Annotated in this window: 8 protein-coding genes and 2 tRNA genes; all 10 read right to left on the reverse strand. The window is 68.0% G+C overall.

The window, feature by feature from the left end; all coding sequences use genetic code 11:
* Positions 1–485 precede the first annotated feature (485 nt).
* Positions 486–558: transfer RNA gene (locus tag JOD95_RS09420), tRNA-Ala, on the reverse strand.
* Between the two features lie 32 nt (positions 559–590).
* A tRNA-Ile gene (locus tag JOD95_RS09425) sits at positions 591–667 on the reverse strand.
* A 76-nt stretch (positions 668–743) separates the two neighbouring features.
* The gene (locus JOD95_RS09430) at positions 744–1151 is read right to left on the reverse strand and encodes a DUF3566 domain-containing protein (RefSeq protein ID WP_066651132.1); all 408 of its coding nucleotides are present in this window, start codon (positions 1149–1151) and stop codon (positions 744–746) included.
* The gene (gene gyrA, locus JOD95_RS09435) at positions 1144–3807 is read right to left on the reverse strand and encodes a DNA gyrase subunit A (RefSeq protein WP_066651131.1); all 2664 of its coding nucleotides are present in this window, start codon (positions 3805–3807) and stop codon (positions 1144–1146) included. The genes JOD95_RS09430 and gyrA overlap by 8 nt, the downstream gene beginning before the upstream one ends.
* A gap of 131 nt (positions 3808–3938) precedes the next feature.
* Positions 3939–5948, reverse strand: a complete 2010-nt coding sequence (gene gyrB, locus JOD95_RS09440) for a DNA topoisomerase (ATP-hydrolyzing) subunit B (RefSeq protein WP_245172033.1) — start codon at positions 5946–5948, stop codon at positions 3939–3941.
* Between the two features lie 133 nt (positions 5949–6081).
* On the reverse strand, positions 6082–6582 hold the full coding sequence (locus JOD95_RS09445; protein WP_066651128.1) for a DUF721 domain-containing protein: 501 nt from the start codon (positions 6580–6582) through the stop codon (positions 6082–6084).
* A complete protein-coding gene (gene recF / locus JOD95_RS09450; protein ID WP_066651126.1) occupies positions 6582–7760 on the reverse strand; it encodes a DNA replication/repair protein RecF in 1179 nt (392 codons plus the stop codon). Before recF ends, JOD95_RS09445 begins: the two co-directional genes overlap by 1 nt.
* 33 nt (positions 7761–7793) lie before the next feature.
* The gene (gnd, locus tag JOD95_RS09455; protein ID WP_066651124.1) at positions 7794–8681 is read right to left on the reverse strand and encodes a phosphogluconate dehydrogenase (NAD(+)-dependent, decarboxylating); all 888 of its coding nucleotides are present in this window, start codon (positions 8679–8681) and stop codon (positions 7794–7796) included.
* A gap of 69 nt (positions 8682–8750) precedes the next feature.
* Positions 8751–9896 carry a DNA polymerase III subunit beta gene (gene dnaN, locus JOD95_RS09460; RefSeq protein WP_066651122.1) on the reverse strand — a complete coding sequence of 382 codons (1146 nt, stop codon included), beginning with the start codon at positions 9894–9896 and terminating at the stop codon, positions 8751–8753.
* Positions 9897–10517: 621 nt separating this feature from the next.
* Positions 10518–11984 (reverse strand): chromosomal replication initiator protein DnaA, encoded by a 1467-nt coding sequence (dnaA, locus tag JOD95_RS09465; protein WP_066651121.1) that lies wholly within the window; start codon positions 11982–11984, stop codon positions 10518–10520.
* Between the last annotated feature and the right edge of the window lie 441 nt (positions 11985–12425).

A 12425-nucleotide genomic window follows, 5' to 3' on the forward strand; every position in this document is an offset into this window, starting at 1 on the left:
CGAGCCCCGAGCCCCGAACGGGAGACATACGGCCCGCTCACCGCCGAGACTCGACGAGAAGAACCCTCCCGACGCCCCGCACGCGGCACGTCCTGCCCGCTCGGCAGCCCCAGCCTCAGCCTCAGGCACAGCACCGGTCCCAGCCTCAGGCACAGGCCCGGCCTCAGCCCCAGCCACAGACTGGAGGCACGCCCTCATTCCGTCAGCCGCTGATGCGCCGTCGCGCAACATGCCGCCGTCGCTCGCACAGGTGCCACGACATGCCGCGTCGAAGCACCACTGACGGCATGTCGTGCGCCAGCGCCGGGCCGAACGCCCGCAGCGGCGACACCTCACGCCCGACGACGACCGAGGCGACCATCCCGCAGCGGCAACGCCCGGAAGAAGGCGACCATCGCGGAGCGGCGCGCCGGAGGCGCCGACGAACACGACGACCGAAACCGGCGGAGCGAGGAACGAGCGGAGCAGTATCCGCCCTGAGGGAGTGGAGCCTGGGAGAATCGAACTCCCGACATCCTGCTTGCAAAGCAGGCGCTCTACCAACTGAGCTAAGGCCCCGTGAGGATCAGCGTACTGGTCCCGGTGGGAAGTGGTGGGGCTACAAGGACTTGAACCTTGGACCTCTTCGTTATCAGCGAAGCGCTCTAACCGCCTGAGCTATAGCCCCTCAGACCAGAAGAAAGCCTACCGTACCGATCTCGGAGAACGAAATCGAGGGGCGACTGCCGTCCGGCCCGGGTGTGTCAGTTGTTCGTGAAGCCCACGAGCAGGCCGCCCGTGATCCGCACACTGAGGTTGTAGAGGACGCTCACGATCGCGCCGAGCACGGTGCCGACGACCACGTTGAGGATGCCCACCACGACCGAGAACCCGAGGACCTGCCCGAGCGAGAACTGGTCCATGATCGAGTAGCTGTTCTGCCCGGTGACGTCCTTGAGCAGGGCGTCGATCTGGGTGAACACACCGGTCTGGTTGAGGATGACCCAGACCAGCGCGGTCGCGACGATGATCACGATCGAACCGGCGAGCGCGATGAGGAAGCTCAGCTTCACCATCGACCAGAAGTCGAGGTACACCAGACGCAGGCGGACCTGCCGGGTACCGCTGGGACGTTTCGCCTTCTTCTGGAGCTTCTCGGCGACACTACTCATTGTTCGACTGGTCCTCTCCGGCCTCGTCCTCGACAGGCTCGGTGTCGGCGGGGTCGGCGGGTTCGGGGGCCGCTTCGTCAGGGCTCACCGTCTCCACCGGGCCCGCAGGCTCGATCTCGGGGTCGGCGTCGTCCTGGTCATCCAGGTTCCGCTCGCTGTTCCGGGCCACCGCGATGATCCGGTCGTTCTCCGCGAACCTCGCGAAGACCACACCCATCGTGTCGCGACCCTTGGCGGGCACCTCGGACACGGCAGACCTTACCACCTTGCCCGATTGCAGCACGACGAGCACCTCGTCGTCCTCGCCGACGATGAGCGCCCCCACGAGGTCGCCCCGATCGGCGGCCAGCTTGGCCACCTTGATGCCGAGACCACCGCGGCCCTGCACCCGGTACTGGTCGACCGAGGTGCGCTTGGCGTAGCCGCCCTCGGTCATCACCCACACGTAGCCGTCGTCCGACACCACACGTGCGGCGAGCAGTGCGTCGTCGCCGCGGAAGGACATGCCCTTCACGCCGGAGGTCGACCGGCCCATCGGACGGAGGGTGTCGTTGGTCGCCGTGAAGCGGAGCGACATGCCGTGCTTCGACACGAGCAGCAGGTCGTCGGTCTCGTCGACGAGCAGCGCCTGGCGGAGCTTGTCGCCCTCGCGGAGGTTGATCGCGATGATGCCGCCGGTGCGGTTGGTGTCGTACTCGGTCAGCGCGGTCTTCTTGACCAGACCCTGCTCGGTCGCGAGCACGAGGTACTGCGCCGCCTCGTAGTCGCGGATGTCGAGCACCTGCTGGATCTGCTCGTCGGGCTGCATGGCGAGCAGGTTGGCGACGTGCTGCCCCTTGGCGTCACGGCTCGCCTCCTGCAGCTCGTACGCCTTGGCGCGGTACACGCGGCCCTGGTCGGTGAGGAAGAGCAGCCAGTGGTGGGTCGTCGTGACGAAGAAGTGCTCGACGATGTCGTCCGCGCGGAGCTGCGCACCCTTGACGCCGCGACCGCCGCGGTGCTGCGACCGGTAGTTGTCGCTCCGCGTGCGCTTGACGTACCCGCCGCGGGTGATGGTGACGACCATCTCCTCTTCCGGGATGAGGTCCTCGATGGACATGTCACCGTCGTAGCCGAGCATGATCTCGCTGCGACGGTCGTCCCCGAAGCGGTCGACGATCTCGGCGAGCTCGTCGCCGATGATCGTGCGCTGCCGGGTCTCCGACGCCAGGATGTCCTGGAAGTCGGCGATCTTGCGCTCGAGTTCCTCGGCCTCGTCGTGGATCTTCTGGCGCTCGAGGGCGGCCAGGCGGCGGAGCTGCAGCTCGAGGATCGCGCGTGCCTGGATCTCGTCGACGGACAGCAGGTCCATCAGGCCGGTCCGCGCCTCCTCGACGTCGGGCGACCGACGGATGAGCGCGATGACCTCGTCGAGGGCGTCGAGCGCCGCGAGGTAGCCGCGCAGGATGTGCGCGCGCTTCTCGGCCTCGCGGAGCCGGTACTGGGTACGGCGGACGATGACGTCGATCTGGTGGTCGACCCACGCCGAGATGAAGCCGTCGAGCGACAGCGTGCGCGGCACCCCGTCGACGATGGCGAGCATGTTCGCGCCGAAGTTCTCCTGCAGCTGCGTGTGCTTGTACAGGTTGTTGAGCACGACCTTCGCCACCGCGTCGCGCTTCAGCACGATGACCAGGCGCTGACCGGTGCGGCCGGAGGTCTCGTCGCGGATGTCCGCGATGCCGGCGAGCTTGCCGTCCTTCACGCCCTCGGCGATGCGGATCGCCAGGTTGTCCGGGTTCACCTGGTACGGCAGCTCGGTGACGACCAGGCACGTGCGACCCTGGATCTCCTCGACGTTGACGACCGCGCGCATCGTGATCGAGCCACGACCGGTGCGGTAGGCGTCCTGGATGCCCTTCGTGCCGAGGATCTGCGCGCCGGTCGGGAAGTCCGGGCCCTTGATCCGCTGCATGAGCGCGCCGAGGAGCTCCTCACGCGTCGCGTCCGGGTGTGCGAGCGCCCACTGGGCGCCCTCGGCGACCTCGCGCAGGTTGTGCGGGGGGATGTTCGTGGCCATGCCGACCGCGATGCCCACCGATCCGTTGACCAGCAGGTTCGGGAAGCGCGCCGGCAGGATCGACGGCTCCTGCGTGCGGCCGTCGTAGTTGTCCTGGAAGTCGACGGTGTCCTCGTCGATGTCCCGGACCATCTCCATGGCGAGCGGTGCCATCTTGGTCTCGGTGTACCGCGGGGCCGCGGCGCCGTCGTTGCCCGGGGACCCGAAGTTGCCCTGGCCGAGCGCGAGCGGGTACCGGAGCGACCACGGCTGCACGAGGCGGACGAGCGCGTCGTAGATCGCGCTGTCGCCGTGCGGGTGGAACTGGCCCATGACGTCACCGACGACGCGGGAGCACTTCGAGAACGCCCGGTCCGGCCGGTAGCCGCCGTCGAACATCGCGTAGATGACGCGGCGGTGGACCGGCTTCAGACCGTCACGGACCTCCGGCAGCGCACGTCCGACGATGACGGACATCGCGTAGTCGAGGTACGACCGCTGCATCTCGAGCTGCAGGTCGACCTGCGAGATGCGGTCGCCGGAGACCACGATGTCGCCTACCTCGCCGTGCACGATCTCGGGCTGCTCGTCGGCGCCGTTCTCGTTGTCGTCAGCCATGTGGCTTGGTCACCTTTCTGGTGGCCCTCCGGTCGTCGGCCGGGAGGCACTGGTTCCGTCGGTCGCGCCGGGCGCGACCACAGGGGGTCGGGACTGGTCGACGCGGCTGGCACCGCGCCTCCAGGCCGGTACTAGATGTCGAGGAAGCGGACGTCCTTGGCGTTCTGCTGGATGAACTGGCGTCGCGACTCGACGTCCTCACCCATCAGCGTCGCGAAGACGCTGTCGACCGCGGCGGCGTCCTCGAGCGTGACCTGCAGGAGCGTGCGGGTGTCCGGGTTCATCGTGGTGTCCCAGAGCTCCTTGTAGTCCATCTCGCCCAGACCCTTGTAGCGCTGGATCCCGTTGTCCTTCGGGATGCGCTTGCCGGCGGCGATGCCCGCCTGCATCAGGGCGTCGCGCTCCCGGTCGCTGAACACGTACTCGTGTGCCGCGTTCGACCACTTCAGGCGGTACAGCGGCGGCTGTGCGAGGTACACGTACCCGCGCTCGATGAGCGGACGCATGTAGCGGAAGAGCAGCGTGAGCAGCAGCGTCGTGATGTGCTGACCGTCCACGTCGGCATCGGCCATCAGCACGATCTTGTGGTACCGGGCCTTGTCCGGGTCGAAGTCCTCGCCGATGCCGGCGCCGAACGCCGTGATCATCGACTGGATCTCCTGGTTGGCCAGGGCGCGGTCGAGACGGGCCTTCTCGACGTTGAGGATCTTGCCGCGCAGCGGCAGGATCGCCTGGGTCATGGGGTTGCGACCCTGCACGGCGGAACCACCGGCGGAGTCACCCTCGACCATGAAGATCTCCGACAGCGTCGGGTCCTTCGACTGGCAGTCCTTGAGCTTGCCGGGCATGCCGCCCGACTCGAGCAGCCCCTTGCGCCGGGTGGTCTCGCGGGCCTTGCGGGCGGCGAGCCGGGCTTGCGACGCCTGGATCGCCTTCCGCACGACGTCGCGCGCCTGGGACGGGTTGCTCTCGAACCAGTGGGTGAGCTCGGTGCCGACGACGCGCTGCACGAACGACTTCGCCTCGGTGTTGCCGAGCTTGGTCTTCGTCTGGCCCTCGAACTGCGGCTCGCCGAGCTTCACGGAGATGACGGCGGTCAGCCCTTCGCGGATGTCGTCACCCGTGAGGTTGTCGTCCTTCTCCTTGATGATCTTGGTCTCGCGGGCGTACCGGTTGACCAGGCTCGTCAGGGCCGCACGGAAGCCCTCTTCGTGGGTGCCGCCCTCGTGCGTGTTGATCGTGTTCGCGAAGGTGTGGACGCTCTCCTGGTAGGAGGTGTTCCACTGCATGGCGATCTCGAGCGCGATCTTGCGCTCGGTGTCCTCGGCCTCGATCGCGATGACGTCGGGGTGGACGAGGTCGGCCTTCTTCTGCGCGTTGAGGTACTCGACGTAGTCGGGCAGCCCGCGCTCGTAGCGGAAGGAGTCACGGCGCGACTCCTCGCCCTCGTCCGGGGTGCGCTCGTCGGTGAGGTTGATGCGGAGGCCCTTGTTGAGGAAGGCCATCTGCTGGAAGCGCGTGCGCAGCGTCTCGTAGTCGAACTCGACGGTCTCGAAGATGTCGGCGTTCGGCCAGAACGTGATCGTGGTGCCGGTCACGTCGGTCTCCTCGTCCTTCGAGACGGGGGCGACCGGGACGCCGTCGGTGTAGCTCTGGCGCCAGACGTGGCCCTGGCGGCGGACCTCCACGTCGAGCTCGGAGCTCAGGGCGTTCACGACGGAGGAGCCCACGCCGTGCAGACCACCGGACACCGCGTACCCGCCGCCACCGAACTTGCCGCCGGCGTGCAGGACGGTGAGGACGACCTGGAGCGTCGAGACGCCCTCGGCCGCGTGGGTGTCGACCGGGATGCCACGGCCGTTGTCGACCACGCGGACACCGCCGTCCTCGCGGATGGTGACGTCGATCGTGTCGCAGTAGCCGGCCAGTGCTTCGTCGACGGAGTTGTCGACGATCTCCTGCACCAGGTGGTGGAGACCGCGCGGACCCGTCGAGCCGATGTACATGCCCGGGCGCTTGCGGACCGCCTCGAGCCCCTCCAGCACCTGAATCTGGTCTGCGCCGTACGATGGTTCCGTCGGTGGAGCCTGCTCGGTCTCGTCCTGCGGGATCGTCCGGTCGTCGTCAGATTCTGATGCCATGTCGGGATTGCTCCTGCCTGCGCGCGGAACGCCCGCACACTGCACTCGCCAGTCTACCGCAGGAGCCCCTCTCCACGGGGCTCATCCGCCCGCTGGACGGGTGTTCTTCATCCCCGAGGACGATTTCGTCGCGTCAACCGTAGGTGTCGCGAGGACCACGCCCCTGGACGGTCCTGGGACCGCGTTTCCAGGTGGGGACGTCCGGGCCGGAAACCCGGATCGACTGCACGCCCGCTCCCGGGTGCCGCTCGGCGATCGTCGTCGTCACGGTCGCGCGCATCAGACGGAGCTGCGTCGCCCACGCCGTCGAGTCGCAGCGGATGACGAGCGTGCCGTCGTCGATCGTCATCGGGCGCGAGTGCTTCGCGAGTTCGTCGCCCACCACGGCGGGCCAGTCGACGAAGAGCTCCGAGCGCGCCAACGGCTCCGACCACCCGAGTTCCTGGGCCAGCGCGCCGACCACGTCGCCGAGCCCCCGGGGTTCGCGACCCTTGCCGTACGGGACCGTGTCGGCGTCGAGCTCGCGGGACCGGCGACGTCGGGCGTCGACGGTGCGGAGGGACGGGTCGCCGAACACGGCGCGCAGGTGCCGGTACACCCGCGAGGGCTCGGAGGGCTTCCACGGCTTGGGCATCAGGCGCGAGCCTCGTCCGTCACGATCGTGCCCGCCTCGATCCGGACAGTGTGGGCGGCGAGCTGGTCGGGCACGTCCCCGAACACCGCGGCGGTGATGAGCACCTGCTCGTAGTCGGCGACCGCCCCCGCCAACCGTTCACGCCGTGACTCGTCGAGCTCGGCGAACACGTCGTCGAGGATGATGATCGGGTCGCCGAGCGTCGACTCCGCCCGGAGCACCGCGGCGCCGGCGAGCTTGATCGCGAGGGCGAACGACCACGACTCGCCGTGGCTGGCGTACCCGCGCGCAGGTAACCCGTTCAGCTGGAAGAGCACGTCGTCGCGGTGCGGTCCGACGAGGGTCAGTCCGCGGTCGAGTTCGTCCCGACGCCGACGCTCGAGCGCACCACGGAAGGCCTCGGCCGCAGCGGCGACGGACACCGGTTCGTCCGGCGTCCCGAGCACCGGGTCGGTCGCGGCAGCGTCCTCGGGGTCACCGCCGCGCACGCTGAGCACACCCGAGATGGTCGCCTCGTGCCGTTCGCCGGCGACGGTGGCGTAGGCCTCGGTCACGAACGGCGCGAGGCGACGGGTGAGGTGGTCGCGGGCCGCGATGATCTCGGAACCGAACGCGACGAGCCGGTCGTCCCAGACGTCCAGCGTCGCGAGGGATCCGGACCGCGCACCGGTCGCCCGTGCCGACTTCAGCAGGGTGTTCCGCTGCTTGAGCGTCCGGTCGTAGTCGGCGAGCACGCCCTGCATCCGGGGTGCGATCTGACCGAGCAGCTCGTCCAGCATGCGCCGACGGCCCGAGGGCTCACCGCGGACGAGGGCCAGGTCCTCGGGGGCGAAGAGCACGCTGGTGCAGTACCGCGGCAGTTCGCGGGGCTTGATCGCGGCCCGGTTGACCTGGGCTCGGTTCGACCCCGTGCGGTTGATCTGCACCTCGGCCAGGATGCTGCGGTCCTCGTGCGCCAGTCGAGCGCGCACGATCGCGGCGTCGCAGCCCTGACGGACGAGGGCGGCGTCGGTCGGCACCCGGTGCGACCCGAGGGTCGAGAGGTAGCCGATCGCCTCGACCAGGTTGGTCTTGCCCTGTCCGTTCCGCCCGACGAACAGGTTCGGCCCGCGTGCGAGGTCGACGTCCGCCTCCCGGTAGTTCCGGAAGTCGGTGAGTTGCAGGTGGTCGACGTGCACGCGGGCCGGGACGAGCTCAGGTGGTGACCTGAACTACGCCTTCTTCACGGCGTGACCGCCGAACTGGTTGCGCAGGGCCGCGACGGCCTTCATCGTCGGGGACGCACTGCCCTGACGCGAGACGAAGCGCGCGAAGATCGACGCGGAGATGGTCGGCATCGGTACGGCGTGCTCGATGGCCTCCTCCACCGTCCAACGGCCCTCGCCGGAGTCGTCGACGTAGCCCTCGATGGCGTCGAGCTTCGGGTCCTCGTTCAGCGCGAGGACCATCAGGTCGAGCAGCCAGGAGCGCACGACGGTGCCGCGCTGCCACCCGGCGAAGACCGCGGGGACGTCCTTGATGATGTCCTTGGCCTCGAGGAGCTCGTAGCCCTCGCCGTACGCCTGCATGATCGCGTACTCGATGCCGTTGTGGACCATCTTCGCGTAGTGACCGGCGCCGACGGGGCCGGCGTGCGAGAAGCCCTCCTCGCGGGGGCCCTCGGGGCGGAGTGCGTCGAAGACCGGCATGGCGAACTCGACGTCTTCGGGGGCGCCACCGACCATCAGGCCGTAGCCGTTGTCCTTGCCCCAGACACCACCGGAGACACCGGCGTCCATGTACCGGATGCCCTTGGCGTCGAGCTGCTCGGCGTGGATCGTGTCGTCCAGCCACTTCGAGTTGCCACCGTCGATGACGAGGTCGCCCTCACCCAGGACGCCGGCGAGGTCCGTGATCACGTCGTCGGTGATCTTGCCGTGCGGGACCATGACCCACACGAGCTTCTTGCCCTCGGGCAGTGCGGCTGCCAGGGCGCCGAGGTCCGCGACGTCGGAGACGGCGGGGTTCGCGTCGTACCCGGTGACCTCGATGCCTGCGTTGCGGAGACGGGCACGCATGTTGTTGCCCATGCGACCGAGGCCGACAAGACCGATGTGCATGATTTCCTCTTCTGTTCGTCGTCGCGCTGGTGGCCAGAGGCGCGTCAGCGCAGTGGTACGGCTGTTGCGCTATCGCAGCAGGAGATTGGGCTGCAGCAGGTACCGGTATCCGTCCGTCGCCGCGGCCTCTTGCGAGGTCTGCCCGGTGATGAGCACCGGACCCGGCTTGTTGGGGTTCTCCGTCTTGGTGAAGGAGATGCGGACGAACTCGGAGTGCACCGCGTTCAACCCGTCCAGGAGGAAGGCGGGCTTCAGCGAGACCACCGTTTCCTCCCCGGTCAGCAACGCACTGATCGACTCTGACGCCTGCGCTTGTTCGGATCCGATCGCCTCGAGCGTGAGCCCGTCGACCGAGAAGGAGAACCGGAGCGCCGCTTCGCGCTCCAGGACGAGGGAGACCCGTCGGACGGCCTCGACGAGTTCGGCGGTGTTGATCACCGCGTGGTCGTTCACCGTCTCGGGGAAGAGCCGGCGGACCGGCGGGTAGTTGCCCTTGATGAGCAGCGAGGTCACGGTCTTGTCGTCGGCGTGGAACGCGATGAGCTCGCGGTCCGACGACCCGCTGATCGAGACCGACACCGTGGACGCCGACCCGAACGTGCGGCCGACCTCCTGCAGCGTGCGGGCCGGGACGAGCGCGTGCAGCGGGTCGGATCCGACACGACCGGAGTCCCACGCGATCGTGCGGACCGCGACGCGGTAGCGGTCGGTCGCGATGAGCGACAGGTCGTTGTCGCCGACCTCGAGCTGCACACCGGTGATGACCGGGGTGACGTCGTCGCGGCTCGCGGCGACGGCCACCTGGGACACGGCCTCGGAGAAGGCGTCACCGGGGACGACCCCGGTCTGCTCACCGATCTCCGGCAGCGTCGGGTACTCCTCGACCGGCATGGACAGCAGCGTGAAGTGCGCCGATCCGCAGGTGACGGAGATCTTCGTGTCCTCGGTGGTGAAGGTCACCGGGGCGTTCGGCAGTCGGCTCGAGATGTCGTTGAGCAGACGGCCGGAGACGAGCACGGTGCCCGGTTCGTCGATCTGCGCCGTGATCGAGGTCTGCGCCGAGACCTCGTAGTCGAACGACGACAGCGTGAGCCGATCGCCCTCGGCGTGGATGAGGACTCCGGACAGGATCGGGAGGGTCGTGCGCTGTGGGAGGAGCTTCACCGCGAAGGAGACGGCTTCGGAGAAGACGTCCCGGTTGACCTCGAACTTCACAGCTGGGACCCCTGTCGATCGGTGCGGACTGTCCGGCCGCCCCATTGTGGCACAGCGGAGCAGGGCCCGGATTTCTTGTCATCCCGCCGTCCACAAGGTTGGCCCGCGGAACTTCATCGTTAACCAGGATCAATGGTGTTAACGCCTGTGCACAGTGTGGATAACTCTGTGCATCCCGCTTCTCCACAGGGAACTACACACGTGTGAGTTGTGAGTCCCGTGTTGGCAGCGTCTGGATGAACAAATCTCATCTATCCGCTTCCATCCCCAGTCTCCACAGGTGGGTACAGAACTGTGAACAACCGGACCGCGTGTCCTCCACAGTTATCCACAGGCTTTCCACACTGGGGGAAACTCGGCGCATGGAACCGTCTCAGATGGTGGATGCGCGCCGAGGCGGGCCGATCCGGGGCCGTGGGGCGGGCCTCCCGGTCGGACACCGGTGCGACGGATGTCGGGTCGAGGGGAGACGACGGACGGGAGGCACGGTGCCGTGTCGCACCGTGCCTCCCGTCCGTCAGCTGCTCGCGTCCGCGTCCTGCTCGCGTCCGCGTCCTGCTCGCGTCCGCGTCCTGCTCGCGTCCGCGTCCTGCTCGCGTCCGCGTCCTGCTCGCGTCCGCGTCAGCGGTAGCGGCGGTCCTGCTTGATGCGGCTCGTCAGCTCGGTGACCTGGTTGTAGATCGACCGTCGTTCCTTCATCAGCTCGGTGATCTTCTTGTTCGCGTACATGACCGTGGTGTGGTCGCGGTTGCCGAACAGCTGCCCGATCTTCGGCAGCGACAGGCTCGTCATCTCACGGCACAGGTACATGGCGATCTGCCGCGCGGTCGCGATCGCCTGCGACCGGGACGAGCCGTACAGGTCGTCGACCGAGAGCTTGAAGTACTCCGCGGTGTGGTTGATGATGTCCGTCGGCGCGATCACGTTGTCGTCGTCGAGGGTGATCAGGTCCTTGAGGACCGTCTGCACCAGGGCCATGTCGACGGCCGTCCGGTTCAGGCTCGCGAACGCGGTGACGCGGATGAGCGTCCCCTCGAGCTCACGGATGTTGCTCGAGACCTTCGACGCCATGAACTCGAGGATGTCGTCGGGGACCTGCAGGTGGTCGGACTGCGCCTTCTTGCGCAGGATCGCGATGCGCGTCTCGAGGTCCGGCGCCTGCACGTCCGTGATGAGGCCCCACTCGAACCGCGAGCGCATCCGGTCCTCGAAGCCGGTCAGGTGCTTCGGCGCGACGTCCGACGTGATCACGACCTGCTTGTTGTGGTCGTGCAGCGTGTTGAACGTGTGGAAGAAGGCCTCCTGCGTGGAGTCCTTCCCCTGCAGGAACTGGATGTCGTCGATCAGCAGGATGTCGATGTCGCGGTAGCGCTGCTGGAACTGGTTCGATCGGTTGTTCGCGATCGAGTTGATGAAGTCGTTGGTGAACTCCTCGCTCGACACGTACCGGACACGGATGCCCGGGTAGAGGCTCTCGGCGTAGTGGCCGATCGCGTGGAGGAGGTGCGTCTTGCCGAGACCGGAGTCGCCGTAGATGAAGAGCGGGTTGTACGCCTTGGCCGGAGCTTCGGCGACCGCGACCGCGGCGGCGTGGGCGAAGCGGTTCGACGAGCCGATGACGAAGTTGTCGAAGTTGTACTTCGGGTTGAGTCGCGACTCGGGGCGACCACCGGTGCCCGGGGAGTCGATCTGGCTCGGGACGAACGGTGCCTCGATGTACTGGCGGGGTGCCGCGCTCTGCTCCACCGGCGCCTGCACCGGCTCCGCGTACTCGGGGACGTGGCTCGGGACGACCGCCTCGACCCGCGGTTCCGACGCCATGTCCGGGTTCACCGTGATGGCGAAGTTCGCGACCGAGTCGTCACCGACCCGCGACACGGCCTCGGTGATCGGGACGCGGATCCGCTGCTCGAGCATGCCCCGTGTCAGGTCGTTGGGGACCTCGAGGTAGAGGGTGCCGGCGAGCACGCCCTTCGGTTCGACCAGGTTGAGGAAGCCGTGCAGCTGCGGGGTGATGCGGTCGTCCTCGGAGAGGAGGCCCAGGACGGAGGACCAGAGGTCCTCGACGGGGTCGGCCGGCATCGTCATTCGCGCTGGTCTCCTGGTCTGGTGTCGGTGTGCTGGTGTCGTGGCGCCGGTCCCGTGGTGCTCGGTGCCCGGAACGGCGGGACTCCGGCGCGCCGGGTCGGAGCCGCTCCGCGAGTGGTGTCCGGCGCGGCCGATCCACGGGCCGGACCGCTGTCACGCCGTCGCGGTGATCCACAGGGTTGTCCACAGTCCTGTCCACGGTGGCCCGGCTGCGGACGGTGAGGTGACTCCCCCGTCGCTCCGCGGAACGGGCCGATCGATCACACCACTGTAAAGGGTCCGACCGAGTCGTACCGAACGCACGTTTTCCCCAATGTGGATGATGATCGTGCGCTCACCTCGGACGAGGGCGGCCGTCGCCGCCGTTTGACCTCACCGCCGCTGTCACGTACCGTTAACCAGTTGACTGCGGCCACCTGGTCGCGCCCATCGTGTCGTTCG

The organism is Curtobacterium sp. 1310, assembly GCF_017834105.1.
In the GTDB taxonomy this organism is placed as follows: domain Bacteria; phylum Actinomycetota; class Actinomycetes; order Actinomycetales; family Microbacteriaceae; genus Curtobacterium.

Bases quoted from the DNA above. Each gene is read 5' to 3' on its own strand.
- gyrA (WP_066651131.1), bottom strand. From the start codon at position 3,807: ATGGCTGACGACAACGAGAACGGCGCCGACGAGCAGCCCGAGATCGTG.
- gnd (WP_066651124.1), bottom strand. From the start codon at position 8,681: ATGCACATCGGTCTTGTCGGCCTCGGTCGCATGGGCAACAACATGCGT.
- dnaA (WP_066651121.1), bottom strand. From the start codon at position 11,984: ATGACGATGCCGGCCGACCCCGTCGAGGACCTCTGGTCCTCCGTCCTG.
- JOD95_RS09430 (WP_066651132.1), bottom strand. From the start codon at position 1,151: ATGAGTAGTGTCGCCGAGAAGCTCCAGAAGAAGGCGAAACGTCCCAGC.
- gyrB (WP_245172033.1), bottom strand. From the start codon at position 5,948: ATGGCATCAGAATCTGACGACGACCGGACGATCCCGCAGGACGAGACC.
- JOD95_RS09445 (WP_066651128.1), bottom strand. From the start codon at position 6,582: ATGCCCAAGCCGTGGAAGCCCTCCGAGCCCTCGCGGGTGTACCGGCAC.